Source organism: Fibrobacter sp. UWEL (genome assembly GCF_900142535.1).
Taxonomy (GTDB): Bacteria; Fibrobacterota; Fibrobacteria; order Fibrobacterales; family Fibrobacteraceae; genus Fibrobacter.
On sequence record NZ_FRBE01000002.1, the window covers coordinates 254,145 to 276,372 of the forward strand.

Sequence of the window (22,228 nt, forward strand, 5' to 3'; positions counted from 1 at the left end):
ATAGAGACAAAAGAATGACAAGAAGACGTATTGTAATTACCGGCATGGGTGCTGTGACACCCCTTGGCAAGAATGTTAAGGAACTGTGGGACGGCATCCAGCACGAAAAGTGCGGCATTGGCCCCATCACCCTGTTCGATGCAACCGACTGCCCGGTAAAGATTGCCGCCGAAGTGAAAGACTTCAAGCCCGAAGAACATGGCATCGATCCTAAGGAAGCCCGCCGTATGGCTCGTTTCACCCAGTTCCTGCTGGCAGCCTCCAAGGAAGCCGTTGCAGATGCTGGCCTCACGGAAGATGATCTTCACGCTGACACTACCGGCATTATCGCTGGTACCGGTTTCGGTGGTATGGACATTATCGACAACACCTTCAACCAGTACGTCGCTGGTGGCAAGCGTCGCGTCTCCCCGCTGGCCATGGCTGAACTGATTCCTAACGAAGGTGCAGCAAACGTTTCTATCGCACTGGGCATCACCGGTTGCGCATGGGCCATCGGTACCGCTTGCGCTTCTGGCACAGACGCTCTGGGCGTTGCTCTGGATGCAGTCCGTTCCGGCCGTCTGGACATCTGCCTTGCAGGTGGTTCCGAAAGCGGTATTACCGACTACTCCATCAAGGCTTTCGCAGGTATGCACGCCCTCACTGACAAGTTCAACGACGCTCCCGAAAAGGCAAGCCGTCCCTTCGATAAGGACCGTTCCGGCTTTATCATGGGTGAAGGCGGCGCAGTGATGATTCTTGAAGAATTGGAACATGCAAAGGCTCGTGGCGCCAAGATCTACGCAGAACTTGCTGGCTACGGTGCAGCAGCTGACGCCTACCACATCACCAGCCCCAAGCCCGATGGAAGCGGTTGTGCTATGGCTATGAAGCGTGCCATGAAGGATGCAGGCGTTGAACCTACCGACATTGACTACTACAATGCCCACGGTACTTCCACCCATCTGAACGATGTTACCGAAACTGCCATGCTGAAGATTGCATTGGGCGAACATGCCCGCAAGATTAAGGTTTCCAGCACCAAGAGCATGACCGGTCACTGCGTAGGCGCCGCTGGCGTTTGCGAAGCGATCATCAGCACTCTGGCTATTCGCGATTCCTTCGTTCCCGCAACCATCAACCTGGAAAACCAGGATCCGGAATGCGACTTGGATTATACCCCGAACAAGGGCGTATCCATGAACATCGACGTTGCCGCTTCTGCTTCTCTGGGCTTTGGCGGTCATGACGGCATCGTCATCATCAAGAAATATAACGGCTAAAATTTGAGGGGCGCTAAAGCGCCTCCTCAAAGATTGTCGAGTATTCATTTATGCGAAAGGACCTTCCGTCGGGAAGGTCCTTTTTAATACTTGATTCGAGATCCGGCGGATTAATCGTCGGCGGCGGAAGCGCCAACTGCCTGTTCCAGAGTGGTAATGCCCTGGAGGGCCTTGGAGATACCGTCCATTCGAAGGGTAATCATTTCGCATTCCTGCATAGCGGCACGTTTGATAACGTCACCGGAAGAACGCTTAATAATCAGGTTACGCACGGATTCGTTGGGCACCAGGAATTCGTAAATACCGGCACGGCCCTTGTAACCGGAGCCATCGCACTTTTCACAGCCACGGCCGTGGAAGAACTGCATGTCCGGGGACAGGTGAAGTTCGTTGCGCATTTCTTCGGAAATTTCGAAAGGTTCCTTACAGAACTTACAGATACGGCGGACCAGTCGCTGAGCCAACACGCCCTTGATAGCGGTAGACACAAGGAAGGGTTCCAAGCCCATTTCCAGAAGACGGGGGAATGCACCAGCAGCATCGTTGGTATGGAGGGTACTGAAGACCAAGTGACCCGTCAAAGCAGCTTCGATAGCCATTGAAGAGGTTTCCTGGTCACGCATTTCACCGATCATGATCACGTCAGGGTCCTGACGGAGCAAGGCACGAATGCCCGCGGCAAACGTAAACCCGGCCGCATTGTTGATCTGTCCCTGGTTGACGCCGTCGATATTCAATTCCACAGGGTCTTCCATGGTAGAAATGTTAATAGTACTATCAAGAATTTCACCAATAGATGCGTAAAGCGTAGTAGACTTACCGGAACCCGTAGGACCGGTCACCAGCACGATGCCGTTAGGAGCGTTAATGGCGTCGATGAACTGCTTGAGAACTCGGGGGTCGAAGCCCATGTCCTTCAGGGGGAACTGACCGGAGTTCGGGTTCAAGATACGCATAACGATCTTTTCGCAGACGCCGCGCTTACGGAGAGAGATGGGGAAAGAAGACACACGAAGGTCAACTTCGGAACCCTTGTATCGCACCGTAAAACGACCATCCAAGGGCTTACGCTTTTCAGCAATATCCATCTTGGAAAGGAGCTTAATACGGGACAAGATCTGCGGCATCAGACGTGCCGGAATAGGAGACATGACCTGCAGGTCACCATCAATACGATAACGGAGCTTCAGGTAAGTTTCCTGAGGTTCCAGATGAATATCGGAAGCCTTACGGGCAATTGCTTCGTGAATCAGGGTGGTCACGATCTTAACGACCTGACGACCTTCTTCGTCAGAAAGTTCTTCTTCCTGGTTGCCCTGACCGCGTTCCACGGTCTCAAGTTCTTCGTTATCCTTAGAGTCGCTGATCAAATCAGCAAGAGATTCTTCTGCAGCACCGTGACCCGCAAAGATACGTTCGATTGCCTTCTTCACGTCATCGTCGGAGGCCATGACCACATCCACTTCCATCTTCACCTTGAATCGGACAGCGGTAATGGTACGCATATTGGTGGGGTCCGTCATGGCAATAGTCATCACCTGGCGTGACTGGTGGCGCTCGTCCTCAGATTTCTGGATAAACAGCGGTACCACCTTGTACTGCTTACACAAGTCTTCGGGCAGATAGTTATAGGCCTCGGGGTCAATGTGGAAGGTATCCAGCTTGACGTAGGGAACTTCGAACTGTCTGGAAAGAATTTCAATCAGACGTTCTTCCGGCATGAATCCCAAGTCCACCAAGGTACGTCCAAGACGCTTGCCTGTGGTTTTCTGGGTTTCCAGAGCCTTGTTCAACTGTTCATCCGTGATGTAGCCCTGAGCAATGAGCATCTCACCAATACGCATCTTGGTGGTGGACTGCATCTGGACGCCCAGGATGCTAGTCAGCGTATCTTCGCTGACCATGCCCAGGCGGACGAGAATCTTACTAAGCATAATGCCGGTACGTTTGTGTTCCGACATTGCATGAGCCAGCTGGTCTTCGTCAAGAACGCCCTGACGCAGCAGCAACTGACCTAAGTTCATCTTCATGTTGTTTATCATAAATGCGACCATGCCCGAGGTTCAACGGGCACCTTTTCTCCACTTCGGCAAAGCATGGAGACCTGGGCGTCGGCGGAATTTACCGTGGCCGTCCCAATCTTACACACCTTACCCAAAAGCACATTTTCCTTATCAAATATACTATCTGGCAGAGAATTGGCAAACAGGAGTTGATATTCCTCACCCCCATTTAAGGCAAATTCCAGCGGTGAAATGCCATAATATTCACTCATTTTGACCACTTCGGGGTCAATTGGCAAACTTTTTTCGTCAATTTCAATGGAAACACCGGACGAAACAGCCAAATGATTCAATTCCGAAGACAATCCATCGCTAATATCCATACAGGCGCCATACGCCTTAAGACGAGCCAGTTCTTCACCGCTATGTTCCGGAATTTTCGGAGCCAGATGGTATTCCACCAAGTCCGGAAAAAGATGACGATCTTCGGGATGGTTCATCAGCAACCAGAGTCCGGCACCGGACTTCCCCAAAGTGCCGTTTACATATAAATTATCATTCGGTTTGAGAGAGGAACGAACCAGCGGGAATTCCCCAGCCAGTTCTCCCAACAAGGTTGTAGAAAGAACGCCTTCCTCGCCGGATACAGTATCGCCACCAATGAGGGTAATACCGCGCTTGGCAAAGCCCTGGGACAGGGCATTACGGATGCGGGCCTTGATATCCTCGGACCAGTGACGGTTCACGCACAACCCCAGAAGGGCAATACGAGGACGAGCCCCCATGGAACAGATATCGGAGACGTTCGAGACAATATGCTTTTCCACCGCCTGTTCGGGAGTGGACCAGTCCAGGCGGAAATGGGTATTTTCCACGGAAAGATCCTTGGTTACCACCCAGCCGTCAAAAATGGCAGCGTCATCCCCCACCCCGAGCCAAGTCCTTACTTTCGGAGATTTTTCCACCAAAGGAGCCGCATTCTGGAGCAGAGATTCAATAAACTGAAATTCACCAAGTTTAATCATGACAATGAAAAATTAAAAAAACAGCCATAATCTCTAGTCCCTAGACCCTATACCCTATACCCTATACCCTAATCTTTTTTAAATTTGACATATATGGGACACATCTTCTTTATATCCCCTTCCGCACCGGGCAGTTTGGACCGGTTGTGCCAATGGACATTCCGTTGGCTTTTGGAGCATGGGGACATGGCAGAAGATTCCACACTCTATACATGCAACTCTATCGAGGATGCCACCAACCTGCTGGAAAGCGCCCTGATTATCGGGCAGTCCCCCGCATTGATTATCCTGGACCATTCAGACAAGCCTAGAGAAGAAAACCTGAAGTTCAGCAAGCTTCTCCATGACGGTATTCCTGAATCCTGGATTGTGGAACTGGTTCCCGAGGACATGCCCCTGCCCAAGGACGAAAGCGGAATCTTCTGGATCCGTCGTCCATTAAGTGAAGAAGAATGGGCAGCAACCCTGCAGCAAGTTCTTTTACGTAACGGCTCCCCCCAATGGGCCGCCGGCAACGAAATTTAATTAGCCCAAGAGCTCTCCTATGGCAAAAGTGAAAATTCGAGGCGTAAGCTATTTTGGCGTACGCAACCCCAAGCACGTTCTTTCCGACATGGCGAAAATTGAGGAAAAAGGTTTTAACGCCGTATTGCACACCTGGAGTGAAGAAGACCAGCAATACTACTACGGCACCATGAAGGACATCGTGGACGGTTCCGCCGCTCTTGGCTTAAAGGTGTACGTCAATCCCTGGGGCGTTGGACGCGTATTCGGCGGAGAGGCCTACTCGGAACTTACCGCCCGTGATCATGACATGTGCCAGATTGGCGTGGACGGAAACCCCAAGGTGGCCGCCTGCCCCAACCATCCTCGCTTTCGCGAATACATGCACAAGTGGATTGAGACCGTCTGCAACACCGCAGTTGACACCATCTTCTGGGACGAGCCCCACTTCTACTTCGAGAAGGGCGGTTTGGAAAAATGGAGCTGTCGCTGCGAAACCTGCAAGAAGAAATTCCAGGAACGTTTCAACAACGAGATGCCTTCCCTGCTGACCGACGACGTGAAGGAATTCCGCGAGGACAGTCTCATCGACTTCCTGAAGGAAATGACGGAAAACGTCCACGCCCGTGGCAAACGCAACTGCGTCTGCATGCTTCCCCCTTGGTTCCCCGCAGGACTGGACGACTGGGAAAAGATTGCCCGTCTGGAAAGTGTGGATGAAATTGCCAGCGACCCCTACTGGGAACGTGGCGCAACAGAAGAATGGGTCCGCGAAAAATATGCAGAAACCGCAGTGAAGTTGACGGAAGCGGCCGCCAGATACGGTAAGGCAGTCCAGATGTGGATCAAGGCCTACCAGATTGAAGCAGGCCGAGAGAAGGATCTGACCGTCGCTACCGAAGAAAGCATCAAGGCGGGCATCGACAACATCTTCGCCTGGAGTTACAAAGGTACGGAAACCTTGACCTGGCTGAAGTCCGACGATCCCATCACCACCCAGATGGCGTTTGAATCCGCCCTCGGATTATAGACCGTAGATTTCGCCGTACTTGGCTTCCAGATAATCCAGGAAGTCCTTGGGAGTGAAATCCCGGCCCGTAATGTTCTTGATCCAGGTCTTGGGGGCTTCACGATCTGCACGAGCCCACACATTCTTTTTCATCCAGCCATTGATGGTAGCGAAATCACCGGAGCGCACAGCAGCCTTCAGGTCAAACTCGCTGGCCATCTTATTGTAATACATGGCATTGTACATGTTACCCAAGGCGTATGTGGGAAAATACCCGAAGCCGCTGGTCCAGTGAATATCCTGTAGGATACCTTCCGCATCATGAGCGGGTGTAATTCCCAGATATTCGGAATACTTTTCATTCCACAGCTTGGGAAGTGAAGCAATGTCACATCCGGAACCATTCACGATCATCTTTTCAATTTCATAACGAATGATAATGTGGAAGGTATAGGTAAACTCATCCGCTTCCGTACGAATCAGGCTCGGTGTTACCGTATTCATGGATTCGTAGAATTCCTGTTCAGATACACCTTCAAACACATTGGGGAACAACTCGCAGCACTTTGGATAAATTAAGGCGATGAATTCGCGACTGCGGCCAATGCGGTTCTCGTAGAAACGGCTTGTACTTTCGTGCATGCCCATCGTCTTGTTGAATTCAATATAATGGCTGTAGTTTTCCGCCGGCTGGTTCTGTTCGAAAAGGGCGTGGCCCCCTTCGTGAATAATGCTGAACATGCTGGAATAGAACGCGTCGGGATAGTAATGAGTGGTCACGCGGGTATCATTCTTTCCCATCTCGATGGTAAAGGGATGTTCCGTGGTAGCGAAAGCCCCGCGATTGAAATCGAAGCCCATGGTATCCAGCAGGTACTGGGCGCAAGCTTTTTGAGATTCATCGGAAACAGGACGGCTGAGAAAATCCGTACGGATTTTCTTCTTGCTGGACATGATCTTCTTTAAGAGCGGAACCAGGCGTTCCTTACATTCGTTAAAGGTATCGTCCAGATCCTGGCTGGTCAATTCACGTTCATAGCCGTCAAAGATGGTATCATAGGGTGTAGCCTTGCGATTCTCGTGAAGGTTGGCTTCGCGGATTTGCACATCACGAACCTCCCCCAGGCTTTTGGAGAAAATACTGAAGTCCTTCTTGGATTTGGCCTCTCGCCAATTCACGTACGCCCGATTGTACACCAGGGAACGTTCATGCTGCATTTCGGGAGTGATATTCTTTTCCTTGGCGAAATCACGATGGAGGGATTCAGCCAGAGCCACATCAAATTCATCAGTCAGTTCATCCTTGTGGTCGTAAATATACAGGCAGGCTTCCATATAGGCAGGATCTTTCTGGAGGATAAAGGCCTTGTTGCTGAGGAAGGCATCCACTTCTCCCTGGGCTTCTACGCCCCCCCTTAGGGCAAACCGTCTGTTGGTCAAAATTAAGGACAGAAGATGCATGATTGTACATGCGGACTTCGGAAAGGGTCTTCTTTACAAGATCAAGAGAATCAGAAAGCTTAGACATTAAAAAACCTTTTGTAACAAGGAATGTAAATCAAACCTTTAGAATTTATAAAAACGACAAAAAATGAAAAGCCCAGGCGGAGTCTGGGACATCTCAAAACTTGTTTTGCAAATTGTATGCCAATGAATTTGCCCCTCGGCTGCTACGCTCGGGGACCTTATTGTTTTTCTTCTTCGGCAGCCACCTTTTCAGCAGCTTTCTTGGCTTGTTCCTGGAGTTCCTTCAGTTCCTGCCAGGTAGACTTGGTCTCCCCTTCCGTTTCCTTGGTATTGAACAGCACACAGAGGAGAGCAAACACAGCCATATAGAAACCGATGGCAGCAAGGGCTCCCAGCAGGTCATGACCGGAATAAGCAGCCACCTTCTGGTATACTACAACAGAGAAACCGGTAGAAATCAGGAACAGAATTGCAGGGAGTTTCTTTTTCATAGCACAATAATACAAAATTATCGTGGGCCCGCATTTTTCTTGATACGACCAGCCAAACCTGCATCCGGTTCTTCCGCCACGTATTCATAAGAGGGCTTGTATCCGTTAGCTTCGCCTATCAGGTCCTTGCCTCCCGCCGTATACCAGTTGCCCGTCATTTTCACGAAGCCAACGGTAGTATCCACAGGAGAATCATCTTCCCACAGGCGATAGAGGGAAACAACCTCATCCTTATTGAAGATATTCTTTTCAATGAAACAGCGGGCTGAATCCGTACATTCCACGCCATAATGGCCTACATCATTAAAGTAGTTGTTATAGGCATGAAGCATACCACCACGAGCAAATACACCAGAAACGGTCATATTGCTAAAATAGTTGTGATGCATGGTCATAGTCTGGAAAGTTTCCTTGAACAAGTCCGGTTCAATGCCAAAGAGAATTCCCGTTTCCGCATTTTCAAATCGAGACCAGGAGACGGTCACGTCATAGGAACCGCGCTTCATATCCAGCTGGTAAATGGGATATTCGTCAAAGGTACAATGGTCAATCCAGATGGTATTGGTAATGTTATGAAGGGAAACTGCACGACGGCTAGAAGAATCCTTCTCATATATGGACGGTGCAGAGAACGTGATATTTTCAAAAATCACATTTTCCGTTACATCCGTCATGATGCCGGTACCAGTAAGGCGAACATCACGACCACGGCCATCAAAAGTCTTATTGGACTTGATACGGAGCGGGCTACTCAGATGGTAAACGCCACTCTTTTCAAAAAGAATCCATGCGGCAGTATCCCGGGAAGCACAGTCACGGAGAGATCCTTCAGCGATTACGGCCTTGGTTGCCACGTTTCCTAAGGAATCCACATTCGTAGAATCATCCACAATGATGAAATCATCCATAGTGGTCACACGGCAAATCACACCGCCCTTACCACCTGTGACATTTGCAGCATAACCATCAGCCTGAGCCAGCAACGCCTCATGTTCGGACCAGTCTTCGGGATAAGTGGTGTACTCAGAATTACCGGTTGCCACATCCTTCAGGGTCTTTTCAGTGATTCCGCCCAGGAATACATCATCCAGGAACAGGGTATCACCGTCGCTCACCTGGAAATCAATGCGGGTAACCCTGAAATTTTTCTTGTCAGCCTTACCGAAGGTTTTCATATCCGCAAGGGCAATGGCGTAGCCCTTCCAGACCTTGCTCAATTCAACGTCAATGGCCAAGCCGCTTTCGGATTCATCATCCACCTTTCCATAGGCCAGAGCTACATGAAGCTTGCCTGTACCGCGGGCAGAGAACATCAAGGTGTCCAGAGAAGGCAGGGCGTAAGCGGAGTCATAAAGGCCCAGCAAGAATCCTAGACGATCCGTAGTGCGGGCGCAACCACCAGAGGCGCAGCCCTTCTTACCCGCATAGGCACTGGCAAGAGTCTTATCCCAGAGTGGCAGAATATTCTTTCCATCCTTATCCAGAGCATACCACCAGCCATCGCCAAGAATTTCACCCGTTGCAGAAATTCCGCTAAAGCTTTCGAAGTCTTCTACAGCGAATCCACGAGGTTCACCCAGGCTGACTGCGGGAACCGTAGAACCTGCAGATGCGGAAACTTCAATCACACCGCGGTTGGAAAGACTTTCGATACGCAGGCCAAAATCACCTGCGGGGAGCGAGTCAATAACGAAATGACCGGCGCTATCGGGAACCACATAGCGATCCACGCCAGCAATACGGACTACAGAAGGTCCCTGACCCGCAGAGACATAGCCTTCAATGGTCGTCAATTCCGTTAGCTCCATGGATTGATCCACAGCACCAGCGGAGTCCTTCGTCACATAGGCGATGGCACCTACAGCCTCTTCATCTCGAGTGCGACGAGCTTCCACCACATAGGAACCTGCAGCCACATCCTTAAATTCTACACGGCCGTCATCGTCAGCCAAAGTCCACTCTACGTCCTTTTCGCCATCAGACAGATAGCTGTCGGCAAGCATACGGACTCGAGCCAGAGAAGCGGGGGTTCCATCAGCCAAATGAACCTGCAGGGCAATGGTAGATTCCGCCTCGGTACCACCGGCAACATCCTTCTTGTCGGCGCAGGACGTAAGGCCCAGAAGTGCGGCTACAGAAACGGGCAACGCACGATACAGAAAGAAACGCAAACTAGTCATTGGATTCCTCCTGAACATCATCCTGTATTACTTCGGCAGAACCTTCCCCACTGCGCATTTCTTCCCCACGAATCTTGCGCTTGCGTCCACGCCTTACAGGAGGTGGATAAGGATCGCTTAAGGGAAACAGTTGCATACCCAGCTGGAAAACACGGTTCGGTTTTTGACATTGATCTACTTTTGCAAGAACCTCCCTACGGAACCTACGGACCATTTCCACAAGTTCATTGTAGGTACCTTCGTCACATGCAAAAGCCAGAGTAGATAAGTTACGTTCTTCTCTAGAAAAGCGATCCATTGCGGAAGTGGCCACATCCAGATTCTGCTGGATGTATGCATTTACTGCCGTACTGTAAGATTCGCTACCGCTAGAAATCAGCCCCTGGGTCTGTTCATAAAATCCAGTCTCTGGATTCTTGCGGATCATGGAAAGTCGTTCAAGAAGTGCGATGGAGGATTTCACCTGGCTAGCCGTAATTGCAGGTCGCACCATCAAGCCAAGCGCTGCGTCATCGCCTACGTAGGGGTAAAAAGTCACCAGTTCACGAACAACCGCATGATACCAGTGATCGAAATATTCAAATTGGTCGCGGGCAACTTCTTCGACCTTACATTCCTTGGTAGCCACCAGTTTTTCCAGATACTGACGGCTTTCGGAATGGTTCTTCGCCTGATTGAAAGCAACCATGTCAGCGAAGTACTGTTTTTCGCGATCGTCACGGCAGAAAATGTCTGCAAAGACCGAAACCAGACGGGCAGTCAAATTGCGTTTGCCCTGAAGAATCTTATTGAACATGGAGGCATCGAACTCAGCCTTTTCCGCAATGTAGCGATGGCTAAAACGCCAGTCACTGGCATGGCGTTCTTCGTATGCGTCCTTTAAAAATTCGCGATAGTTCAAATATTCAAAAAGATTAATCATTAATGAAAATATAGCTTATTTCAGCCGTGAGAGTCTACAGTTGTCCAAATAAAAAAGTCCACACTTCAGTGGACTTTCCTATTTGTGATTTGCTTCACGGAACTTTACTTCACGTTTCTTTCGAAGTATACTCCGCGAGACGCTTTCTGATTTACAGTACGTCCCAGCAAGTTCACCTGCTTAGTGCGTCCATTCATCTGCACGTCGCGAACGACGGGTTTGCGGCCAATCCCATCCGGGCCTTCAACGGAACTGGAGCTATTCACCACAGGTTCCTTAGGTTCCGCGCCAATGCGATAAACGTCCTTGATGTCAAAGCCAACCACGTCAATATTGGGGCCACCATCAGAGGTGAGTGCGGTAAACTTCAAGTCAAAATCGCAAGCATCCAGCCAAACGTCATCCACATAGACCGTATCCCAGCTATCCCAGGAAGCGCTAGGCGGAAACTCCACATCGTAAGTTTTGGCATCCACCTGAACAGTCATCTTGCTTGTGGTAGTCTTGCCGTTACAATAGCGGATAAACATTCTAGCATTGGAAGCAGACTGATAAGAGGTCATCTTGTAAGTAGCATAAGAACCGACCTTGTTATCAAAGTTATAGAAGCCCTTTCCCGTAAAGCCTACGTGATTCGCTTCCGTCCAGCCAACGTCCACCTCGTTGGGGTAAGACAAATCGCTGAGACTAGGCCAATCCTTCGTGCCATCCAGAATATCAAACATCACCAGTTCGCTACTGCTAGAAGAAGATACTGCACCTTGGCTTGCACTGGATCCAGGCACCGGCGTATTTTCGTCACCATGATTGGTTGTAACGCAATTTGCGCCGCCTTCGAAGATTGCTGTATAGGTGATATCGCGGTAAGGCATTTTCACCTTGTAGTAGTTGGAGTCCGCAGTCACCTTCTTGCAATCATCGTCAGCCCAGTACTGGAATTTCTTTCCGAAACTTCCCGGAGAAACGTGCAAATTCAAGGCTGCTCCACCAGGCAAATTCTGGTTATGAGTAATCAAGCCGCTTCCAGAAATATTAGCCTTTACCGTCAACTTATAAGTAGGAGCAATAGCGCCCACCAACGTAGTTAACGCCGCCTTTTCAGAAGCATTTACCGTAGAGCTATTCAAGTTTTCCTGAAGGCCAGCAGTAATCAGCTGGGCATGAACAACAGAGCCCGATTCCTGGAAATGAGTGGTACCGTCATTGGTCACACCATTAGGATAGTTGGGATATTCCCCCGCCAGGAACATCTTGTAGACGTAGCGGGAAATATAGGCGGAGCTCAACTGAGTGTACAGATTATAAGTCTTGGTGGTAAGATCAATAAAGGGAACGCCATTCTTTGCGGCAACATCCTTGATCTTATCCTTCACAGGATATTCCTTATTCTTGTGAGCAGCATCCGTAAGCTCGTTGTCGAATACGTTTCGAGGATATGTGTTCAACATCAACGGGCTCATCAGCACAATGTGCGCACCCTTGCTCTTGGCGCCATCCACATATTTCTGGAACCAGTAAGCACTGGAGTCAATGGGTACGTAACGATCAGCCTTGGAATAGTCGCGGTCGTTTGTTCCCATCTGTACGAAGATATAATCACCCGGCTGAGTCGCCTTCAAGACAGCATCCAAACGACCATCGTTAATAAAGGACTTGGAACTGCGACCACCAATAGCATAGTTAATCACCTTCACTCGAGACTGGTCAAAGAAGGGAGCTAAGACCTGACCCCAACCTGTTTGGGGGTATGCATTATCCTTGTAATCGCAAACAGTGGAGTCGCCAATCACATGGATGGTAAAGCTTGTAGTGTCACTTACCGCAACACTTGTAAAGAGTGCGGCAGCAACAAAATACTTCAAGAAAGTTTTCACGGATCCCCCCCCCTACTTTCTCACCATGGTCTGGCGAATCATCTGGAGACCCTTACGGATAACTACATGGTAGAGACCATTGGACTTAACCATCTGATTCAATTCCTGATTGGAAAGGCCACTGCCAATCATCATCTGACGACGAGCAATCAACTGGCCCTGCATATTGAAGATGCTGACATCAGCATTTTCCATTCCAGAAAGGTTGATATTCTTGGTCAAAGCATCTGTTCCGCTTGTATCCTTAGCAGTAGTGTCCTTAACTGTAGTGTCTGCAGGAACGACCTTGTTGGTATCCGGACGGGTAGCGCCCTTATACACAACACCCTTCATCTCAAAACCGAACATATCGATATTGGGGGCTCCATCAGAAGTCATGGAAATAATCTGAAGAGTTCCTTCACCCTTTGGAGTCATAATCTCAGTATAAACGGTATCCCAAGTATCCCAGCCATTAGGAGGACAGGACACATAATAATCATGGTCCAAATACACGTTGATCAATCGATCTGTCTTACCACCATTAGCATAGACAATAGCAAGAGTTGTTGTTGCCGCTTCGGGGAAATCTAGATCGTAGCTAGCAAAAGACTGGTTGTTATTAGCAAGATTAACAAAGCCTGTTCCCGTAAAGCCCAAATGATTTGCCTCAATAAAGCCTTCATTCATCGTTACGGAATCTTCTGCCTGGAACAAGCTATTAAACTCAATAGGGCCAAGCACCTTTTCATCTTCGGCAGGCTGACTTGTATAGCCTTCGGGCTGGAAAGGCAAGCCATTCAATTTCCTAGGAACATCAACGCTGAACTGTGTTACAGCGCCGCCATTTCCCGTATATTTCTGGGCGCTACCACCTGCATAGACTGCAGTATACTGGGTAGACTTATTCCCCATCTTGAAGGTATAAATGTAAGGGGATTTTACTTCGGACCTTGCATTTCCAGAAACCTTGTTAGCGTTACCATCATACCAGCCCACAAAAGTGTAGCCAGCCTTGGGCGTAGTCTTCAAGGTTACCATCATGCCTTCCGGATAGTAACCGCTAGCAGTTGCTGCAGTTGCAGCACCTTCCGGGCTAACCTTCACATCCACCTGATACATGGGCTTCAAAGCTTTGGACAGTTCCTTTACCTTGGCATCGCTATGGAATCGAAGCTGTTCAGTCACAATTCGTCCAAAGGCGTTAGCACCCATCTGCTGCAAATGCTGATTATCCGTCTGCACACCACTCGTCGAATATTCACCTTCGTCAATGAACATATTCAAGTAGTGATTTGAATAGTACTGACCAAGGCTCAGCAAGTAATTTCTAGACAGAGTATCTAAATCAATAAACGGAACCTTCAAAGAACCAGCCAATTCGCGCATATAAATCGGATAGGCATGATAACCTTCGTAAACAGAGTCTACGCTGGTAAAATTAGAGCGACGGATGGGAGAAATCAAAATGGGATAAGCACCCTTCTGCTGAGTTTCCTTGACCATGGCAGTCACCTTGGTCTTGAAATTTTCTTCACCAGTCTTATAACCATTATCGTTGGCGCCGATCATGATCATCACATAGTCGCCAGTCTGCACCATGTCTCTAATAGCCTTGTCAAAGACATACTTTCCGTTACGGTCCGTACCGCGAACAGACCAGAAGCCGTCATAGTAACTTACTGACGTTGTACCACCACGACCAGCATTGAAAACCCTGGCTAAACCAGAATCAAAGAAGTAGCCAAAATCCTGACCCATCCCCTGCTTTGGATAATAACCAGAAGCCCAGTCCTGCATGGTGGAATCGCCTACCAGGTAAATTGTAACAACAGCATTTGCTGCGGTAGCGAAAACCATGGAAGCGACTACAACGCCCTGCCAAATTTTGCTAAAAAATCCTTTTCTCATATACCCAAACTCTTTTTAAAAATCCCAATTACTTATTAAGAAAAGTTCCCTTAGAAACCATCACTCCATCAACATCAACCTTCACAAAGTACTTACCCTGAGGCAGCATTTCGCGATCGATGACCACCATGTTCAAGCCCTCGTTCACATGGGTGTATACGCTTCCCACCACATGGCCGCGCATATCGTACACAACAACCTGTGCGCTGCCGGAACGATTGGAGCGGAGCACGCCTGTATTCGGATTATATGCATTTACTCCGGGAACGCCTGCAATGGAAATTCCATCAGGAATGGTATCCTTACCCAGTTCAGGAAGTTTCTGGTTATTATAGAGTTCAATGCCGTCCATACCAAAAGTAAAGGTATCCACATTGGGGCCACCATCAGAAGATGCAGAAACCAATTTTAGAGTATTCTTACCGGCCTTAAGAGCAACATTTACAGTCACATCCTTGTAAGTGGTCCAGCCGGTAGCAGCGAATTCCACCGTACCTGCAGACTTGTCATTTATGTACAGAGTCATGTTGCGGTTTGCAGTTCCGCCGTTGGCGAAGCGAATCGTCAGAGTAGTCTTCACATCCTGGGGAGAGAAGATTTCCCACACACCGTAGCTACCCATGCTATTGTCAAAATTGTAGAAACCATCCTGTTCATAGCCAGCATTGTTCGTTTCGCAGGCAAAGCCTTTACCTTCAACAGGCTTGCAGATTTCCATAGAAGACTTACCATCCTTAATGACGGGATAATCTTCAGTAGGATCCGGAACGGAAACAATAGGATCCCCCACAATCTGGATTTCGGGAGCGGCCAATTTCTTCACAGCATCCGGCAGGTAGTAACCGAGGTGCGGCGGCTGGTTGTAAGCAGTGTTCTGCCATGCGATTGCAGTACGGTAAACAGCATCATGCATCAAGGTATAGACGCGATAGGGAGAAGTTACCGGAGTAGACACAATGTAAAGTACGGTCGGATCGTTTGCATTACGAACCACCAGTTCTTCGCGCCAGTCGCCGAAGAGATCTGCAACAAGGCTCGGAGTATTCTTGGTGCCGTTACAACCGGTTGCGCCAAGTGCGGTAGGACCATCGAAATAAACCTCAGACTTACCCGCAGAAGAATTGAACTTGGTCACATAGGCGCCATCCAAAAGTTCATCCTGAAGGTCCCCGTCAAAGTATATACGGAAGTTGGTGGAAACCGCCGGAGAGCCCATGGACTTGCCCTTGATATCGTGCATGCCGCCACTCTTGCTGGACCAAACTTCAAAACCACGATGCGTAGAATCAATGTCAGCAGCCATACCACGGCCATTGTCTACACCAGGATTGGGCTGCGGCGTACCCCAAATAATTTTTCCATCGGGGCCACGAACTTCATCGGTATACTTGGCATCGGTATGCTCATGCACATCGAAAAATTCCAGGCCCGGAAGATCCGGATCCAAGTCAGACAAATGACCTGCATCCCCATGGCCCAACTGAGTAGAATAACGAAGAGTACCGTCATGGTTTAACGCAGCACCGCCAAACACGATTTCATCATAGCCATCGCCATCAATATCACCAGTTACAATGTTATGGTTGCCCTGAGCATAAAGACCTGCACCCGGATCTTCGGACTTATGGTACCAACGCTGCTTCAGAGTCTTGCCATCAAAATCATAGGCAACAACGTAAGAGGAGGAATAGTAGCCACGAATAAAGATTGCACTTGGATGGATACCATCCAAGTAGGCAGTTGCAGCAATATAGCGTTCGCAGCGGTTACCATAGTTATCGCCCCAATAGCCCTTCTTATCAACACCCTTTACATGCTGATTGATATTACGGCTGGGAACAAAGTCAATGGAAGTAATCGCAGCACCATCAGCACCACGGAAAACGGTCAGGTATTCGGGACCGTCAAGAACTGTTCCACCAGAATTGCGGTAATCCTTGGACTTGTCACCAATAGCCTTGCCCGTACCATCAATAGTACCGTCGGCGGTCTTCACGATCATTTCGGCCTTGCCGTCACCATCGTAGTCATAAACCTGGAACTGGGTATAGTGAGCACCGGCACGGATATTCTTGCCCAAGTCAATGCGCCACATACGGGTGCCATCCAGCTTGTAGGCGTCAATAAATACGGTACCCGTATAACCTGACTGGGAGTTGTCGTGAGCGTTGGACGGATCCCACTTCAGGATCAGTTCCAGTTCGCCATCCCCATCGAGATCGGCGGCGCTCATATCGTTAGGCGTATAAGTGCAGGTAGAGCCGTCCGGCATGGTCTGCTTCGCAGGAACTTCAAGCTTGATAGTCTTGTACGGGAAGGAATTTCCGGTATTTGCAACAGTCTTGTCCAATACAACGGAAAGTCCGGCCTTTGCGCCTTCCTTGCCACCAATTACAGCGGAAACCTGATATTTGGAAGAGGCCTTGCCATCCTTATCCAAATAGTTGGTACCCTCGGTTCCCTTGATAGAGGCAATTTTATCGCCATCGCGGTAAAGGTTGAATTCCGTAGCCGGGTCGTCGGTACCCAGCAAACGCCAGCTCACCAGCATTCCCTTCCCTACGTTAGAGGCAACTAGACCTCGAGTCAGATTTTCCATCTGCTTCGGAGCAGCAAAAGCCAAGCCATTCATGCTCAAAAGAGCAGACCCAATCAGTAATGCCTTAGAAATTTTACGCATACACATCCCACACGTTATAACTGTTGACAATTAAAAGTCTAAACTGTAGACAAATATATACTAAAAAAGTCTACATTTCACATTGTAAGGGTAAAATATTTTTGATAGATAATCCACAGCACCGCTATAAGCCTATTTTTCTCACATTTATTTTACCGATACGTGACAAAAAGTTTACATTTTAATAAAAAGAGCCTAAATCGAAGCGGTTTTCAATCATTCTGGATTTTTATGATACCCGAACTCGTATCGTCAGTATTTGCCGTATTTCTTCTAGTCCTTCTTATAAGGGTCCTTTACCGCGTATGGCCCAATCGAAAGGATTCCCCCTCCCAAGGGATATACGCAAACTTTGTACTTGCGGCACTCATTCTGGAAGCAGAAACAATTCCCGACTTATTACTTCTATGCGGGATTTTCCAATTAAATAAGATTGCCGCCTCCATTTTCTATACGACAGAATTTACTCTTATCGCCTTGGTCGCATACCAGTGGTTCAAATATTTCGTCACCATCCAAAACGAAAAAAAAGTTTTCACCCGAAAATGGAACATCCTTTTTGCGATTCCGACAATTATCGTCTTCATCGCAGCAGCTTCCTCCTACTGGACTAACGCCCTGTTTATAACAGAGTTCACCGATGGCCAATACTATTACCTGAACGGAACCCTACCTTGGATCCAGTACATCCCCTACATTTACATACTTGCAGGAATGGGGCTCATCTTTAAGCAAGCGGTAAAGGACAACCGGGAAAAAACAAGAAAAAATTTATGGTTCATATTCACATTTACATTTCCTTGCGCTATTGCAGTGGCCTTCCAGGCTTTAGCGGGAATTGACTACGGTTTTACACAAGCGGGAATTTGTCTTGCAGTGTACCTGTCCTACGTGGAATTATACATCGAAGAGATCAAGGAAGCGAAACGTCTAAAAGATATAGACGAAATCAACGCCAAACTGAAAGACGCGAATCAGGCCAAGACAAGATTCCTCTTTAACATGAGCCACGACATTCGCACTCCCATGAATGCCATTATCGGCTACACAAGCCTTATAAGCAAAAATATGAGTCATCCGGAAAAATGCCTGGACTACATTTCCAAAATTGACAAGTCCAGCCAGTACTTGCTCTCCCTCATCAACAATGTTCTGGAAATGGCAAGCATCGAAAGCGGGGCCATCGTGAATGACACTCGCATTTGCAACATCTACGCCATCAAGCAATCTCTGGAATCCATTTTTGGCGAACAGATGAAACAGAAAGGACTAGAATTCAACGTCAATGTGGACATCCAACATACAAACATCATTATCGACGAAGTCAAAGTCCGAAGCATTTTGCTGAACCTTATTTCCAACGCCTATAGGTACACCTTACCTGGAGGCACGATCGTCGTCACAGTTCGAGAATTCCACTCCGAAAAACCCGATTGCGGAATGTACCAGGTGATTATCTCCGACACAGGCGTTGGTATTTCCAAGGAATTCCGATCACATCTGTTTGACGAGTTCTCCAGAGAGAAAAATTCTTCTGGTAACAAGATCGCAGGAGCAGGTCTCGGCATGTCCATCGTCAAGAATTATGTGGAACAGCTGGGCGCAACTATATCCGTAGACAGCGAAGTCGGGGAAGGCACGACCTTTACCATCACCCATCCCGCAATTCCTCTCGCACAAAGCGATGAACAGGCAGCCCCAGTCGAAACATCCAACGTCATCCCCCGCTTCGAAGGCAAGAAAGTTCTGCTAGTAGAAGACAACGATCTAAACGCAGAGATTGCCTATGAAATTCTAAAGGGCATGGGCATCCAGGTGGACCGAGCCGAAGATGGCATCCAGTGCATCCACAAGATGAGCCAGTCCGAAGAAGGCTATTACGACTTGATCCTCATGGATATCCAGATGCCCAACCTGAATGGGTACGAAGCCACAAGAGCCATCAGAACCACCATGACAGGAAAGAAAGCCGACATTCCAATTCTTGCTATGACAGCGAATGCCTTCAAGGAAGACAGACTGGAATCTCTAAAGGCTGGCATGAATGGGCACTTGGCAAAGCCCATTAACGTAATTGAACTGACTCAGGAACTCTCAAGGATTCTTGGATAACGGTTAGCCTATGAAAAAGATTGTATTTGTATTTGCGTTATTTTTTCTAGCGATCGTCGCATTTGCACCCGCTCAAGAGAGCACGGGTAAGACCGTCAAGGTGGGTTGGTTCCAGAGCAACACTTTCCAGGAAGGTATGGATGACGAATCCCCCAAGGGAGGATTCTCCTACGAATACCTAATGAAAGTTGCCGATTACAATGGTTGGCAATACAAGTATGTTTACGGTGAATGGCCAGACTTATTTGAAAAACTACGCAAAGGGGAAATTGACGTTCTAGCCGGAGTATCCTCCACAGAAGAACGAAAGAAAACAATATCCTTTCCCAGCTATACCATGGGAAACGACCTTTACTATCTCTACCAGCACTCTGATACCCATGTGATGGATATTTTCGACTTGAACACCCTTCAGGGAAAGAAAATTGGATGCGTCAAGGAAAATCGAATGACCACTTTTTTACTGGAGTGGGCAAAGGAAAATGGTGTTCAATTCGAGATCGTCTATTATGATGGATTTACAAAACGAGACGAAGAATTCAAGAAAAGAAAAATTGACGGAATCGTCGCAACCGACAATAATATTCTATCCATTTCGGGTTACTCCGCTGTGGTTAAAATCGGTGAAGAACCCTTCTATCTTGCAGTCACAAAACAACGCAAGGATCTTTTAAAAGACTTGAATCGCTCCCTGGAAATTATTCAGGAAATGAACCCCTATTTCTTGCACGATTTGCAACATTCCAATCAAGGCGTATCCAACAACAACAACAGGCTTTCCCCAGAGGAAAATAACTGGTTAGCCCACCATCACGTACTGAACGTGGGCTACATGAACAATTACACGCCCTTCTGCGGAACAAGCAAGGATAACCAGGCCACCGGTCTTATTACAGACGTTATGGACGCCATTGTTGAGCGGTTAAATCTCAAGGGAACCCTGTTCGTTCGATACAAGCCCTATGACAACTACAACGACATGGTGCAATCCCTTCATGATGGAACCAACGATGTAGTATTTCCCATTAGCGGAAGCACATGGGACATTGACCGCGACGGAATTAACGTAACATCACCTGTAGTCACTGTAGGTATGAACCTTGTTTACGAAGGAACCTTCAGCGAAGAAAAATTGAGAAAAATCGCTGTCAACAGCAATAACAAAAATCAGCAATACTACATCAATGAAACTTACCCTAAGGCAGAGCTCATTTACAAGTCCTCCATTGAAGAATGCTTGAAGGCGGTAAAAGAAGGAGAAGCAACAGCCACCATCATCAATGGCCTCCGAATTGATCTGGTCCGCAAAAATAGCGATTATAAGGATTTGACCATACTCCAGCTAGGAAAGAGCAGTTCCCGTTTTATGGGTGTCAGGAAGGGCGAAACAGGAATCCTACTACAGCTTAATCGCGGACTGAAGCTCATTGGCCGTGACTTTGGAATTAATGCTTCCTACAAGTACATGGATGAATTCTACACCTACACCGCAAAGGATTTTATCAAGAAAAACTTCATGACCATCGGCCCTGCACTCATCATCCTGATGCTTCTGGTGGGAATCATTCTAGGCTTTGACGCAAGACGGGCAAAGAAGCTGGCAAGGCGAATGGATGCTTTAAACAAGAACCTGGAAAAGGCCCGCGAGGACGCAGAATCTGCCAGTAAAGCAAAAACAAATTTTTTCTTCAATATGAGCCATGACATCCGTACGCCCATGAATGCCATCATGGGATTCACGGAGCTTTTGGACAAATATCAGGAAGACCCTCTTAAGCGCAGCAATTACTTAAAGAAAATCAATGATTCCAGCAATGTTCTCCTCTCCATTATCAACAACGTTCTGGAAATGGCACGAATCGAAAGAGGTACGGTCAATATTGAAGAATCTGTCTGGAGCGTGGAGCAGTTTAACGACACTCTCTATTCAGTATTCCAGGAGATGATGTTAAATAAGAACATCAAGTTCACCCGAACAATCAAGGTCGAACACCATCAGGTTTATTGCGATACCATCAAGGTTCGCGAAGTGTTCCTGAACATTCTCTCCAATGCCTACAAGTACACTCAGGAAGGCGGCCATGTGGATATGGTCCTTAGGGAAATTCCCTGCAAGAAGATGGGATATGCCACATTCGAAACCACCATATCCGACACTGGCATTGGCATCTCGGAAGAATTCCTTCCTTACGTCTTTGACGAGTTCGCACGAGAAAATAATTCCGCCGGAAACCGCATCGAAGGAACAGGCCTTGGTCTTTCCATCGTAAAGAGCCTTGTGGAACTCATGAACGGAACCATCACCGTTCGGAGCAAGAAAGGCCTTGGCACCACATTTGTCGTGATCCTCACTCATAAGATTGCAAAACAGGAAGAAATCGTCCATCATGCATTCCAGAAACAACCTCCTCTCTCCTTCAGAGACAAGCGGATCCTACTTGCAGAAGACAACGACTTGAATGCCGAGATTACCAGCGCAATTCTAACCGAAGTCGGATTCATCGTGGATCGTGCCACCGACGGAAACGTCTGTCTAGACATGCTGAAAAATGCAGACGACAATACCTACGATCTCATCCTGATGGACATCCAGATGCCCAACATGAACGGCTACGAAGCCGCTGCAGCCATTCGAAATCTAGAGGACAAGAAGAAATCCAGCATTCCTATTTTGGCTCTTACCGCCAATGCCTTCGAAGAAGACAAGCAGGCAGCCCTGGCCGCAGGAATGAACGGACACTTATCCAAGCCTATCAACATTCAAGAACTGATGGATACTTTGGAGAAAACTCTATAACCTTTTGTT

The 22,228-nt window shown here is 48.1% G+C and carries 14 protein-coding genes; 5 read left to right on the forward strand and 9 right to left on the reverse strand.

Features of this window, described 5'->3' with window-relative positions; translation table 11 throughout:
• The first annotated feature begins 14 nt into the window (after positions 1-14).
• Positions 15-1,265: a beta-ketoacyl-ACP synthase II gene (gene fabF / locus BUB59_RS02525; protein WP_073225312.1), complete on the forward strand. Its 1,251-nt coding sequence runs from the start codon at positions 15-17 to the stop codon at positions 1,263-1,265.
• A 110-nt stretch (positions 1,266-1,375) separates the two neighbouring features.
• Here fabF and BUB59_RS02530 read toward each other — a convergent pair whose 3' ends face one another.
• Positions 1,376-3,295: a GspE/PulE family protein gene (locus BUB59_RS02530; protein ID WP_083540141.1), complete on the reverse strand. Its 1,920-nt coding sequence runs from the start codon at positions 3,293-3,295 to the stop codon at positions 1,376-1,378.
• A gap of 8 nt (positions 3,296-3,303) precedes the next feature.
• A complete protein-coding gene (thiL, locus tag BUB59_RS02535; protein ID WP_073225314.1) occupies positions 3,304-4,293 on the reverse strand; it encodes a thiamine-phosphate kinase in 990 nt (329 codons plus the stop codon).
• A 186-nt stretch (positions 4,294-4,479) separates the two neighbouring features.
• Here thiL and BUB59_RS02540 point away from each other — a divergent pair, with 186 nt between their 5' ends.
• Both BUB59_RS02540 and BUB59_RS02545 read left to right on the forward strand, forming a co-directional pair.
• Positions 4,480-4,818, forward strand: a complete 339-nt coding sequence (locus tag BUB59_RS02540; RefSeq protein ID WP_073225316.1) for a hypothetical protein — start codon at positions 4,480-4,482, stop codon at positions 4,816-4,818.
• Between the two features lie 19 nt (positions 4,819-4,837).
• Positions 4,838-5,827: a hypothetical protein gene (locus tag BUB59_RS02545; RefSeq protein ID WP_073225318.1), complete on the forward strand. Its 990-nt coding sequence runs from the start codon at positions 4,838-4,840 to the stop codon at positions 5,825-5,827.
• On the opposite strand, the gene BUB59_RS02550 is transcribed toward BUB59_RS02545, so the two are convergent.
• The 7 genes from BUB59_RS02550 to BUB59_RS02580 all read right to left on the reverse strand — a co-directional run bounded on the left by BUB59_RS02550 (position 5,822) and on the right by BUB59_RS02580 (position 17,310).
• On the reverse strand, positions 5,822-7,267 hold the full coding sequence (locus BUB59_RS02550; RefSeq protein ID WP_073225320.1) for a carboxypeptidase M32: 1,446 nt from the start codon (positions 7,265-7,267) through the stop codon (positions 5,822-5,824). The two genes, BUB59_RS02545 and BUB59_RS02550, sit on opposite strands and share 6 nt — an antisense overlap.
• Positions 7,268-7,491: 224 nt before the next feature.
• Positions 7,492-7,764: a hypothetical protein gene (locus BUB59_RS02555; RefSeq protein WP_073225322.1), complete on the reverse strand. Its 273-nt coding sequence runs from the start codon at positions 7,762-7,764 to the stop codon at positions 7,492-7,494.
• A gap of 17 nt (positions 7,765-7,781) precedes the next feature.
• Positions 7,782-9,944 carry a pectate lyase family protein gene (locus BUB59_RS02560; protein ID WP_073225324.1) on the reverse strand — a complete coding sequence of 721 codons (2,163 nt, stop codon included), beginning with the start codon at positions 9,942-9,944 and terminating at the stop codon, positions 7,782-7,784.
• Entirely contained in the window at positions 9,937-10,866 is a 930-nt protein-coding gene (locus BUB59_RS02565; protein ID WP_073225325.1) for a TIGR02147 family protein, read from the reverse strand. Before BUB59_RS02565 ends, BUB59_RS02560 begins: the two co-directional genes overlap by 8 nt.
• A gap of 104 nt (positions 10,867-10,970) precedes the next feature.
• Positions 10,971-12,740 carry a GDSL-type esterase/lipase family protein gene (locus tag BUB59_RS02570; protein ID WP_073225327.1) on the reverse strand — a complete coding sequence of 590 codons (1,770 nt, stop codon included), beginning with the start codon at positions 12,738-12,740 and terminating at the stop codon, positions 10,971-10,973.
• Positions 12,741-12,752: 12 nt separating this feature from the next.
• Positions 12,753-14,630 carry a GDSL-type esterase/lipase family protein gene (locus BUB59_RS02575; RefSeq protein WP_073225329.1) on the reverse strand — a complete coding sequence of 626 codons (1,878 nt, stop codon included), beginning with the start codon at positions 14,628-14,630 and terminating at the stop codon, positions 12,753-12,755.
• 28 nt (positions 14,631-14,658) lie between these two features.
• The gene (locus BUB59_RS02580) at positions 14,659-17,310 is read right to left on the reverse strand and encodes a rhamnogalacturonan lyase family protein (protein ID WP_073225331.1); all 2,652 of its coding nucleotides are present in this window, start codon (positions 17,308-17,310) and stop codon (positions 14,659-14,661) included.
• A 231-nt stretch (positions 17,311-17,541) separates the two neighbouring features.
• Here BUB59_RS02580 and BUB59_RS02585 point away from each other — a divergent pair, with 231 nt between their 5' ends.
• Both BUB59_RS02585 and BUB59_RS02590 read left to right on the forward strand, forming a co-directional pair.
• The gene (locus BUB59_RS02585; RefSeq protein WP_073225332.1) at positions 17,542-19,422 is read left to right on the forward strand and encodes an ATP-binding protein; all 1,881 of its coding nucleotides are present in this window, start codon (positions 17,542-17,544) and stop codon (positions 19,420-19,422) included.
• A 10-nt stretch (positions 19,423-19,432) separates the two neighbouring features.
• Positions 19,433-22,219 carry a response regulator gene (locus BUB59_RS02590; protein ID WP_073225334.1) on the forward strand — a complete coding sequence of 929 codons (2,787 nt, stop codon included), beginning with the start codon at positions 19,433-19,435 and terminating at the stop codon, positions 22,217-22,219.
• The last annotated feature ends 9 nt before the right edge of the window (positions 22,220-22,228 follow it).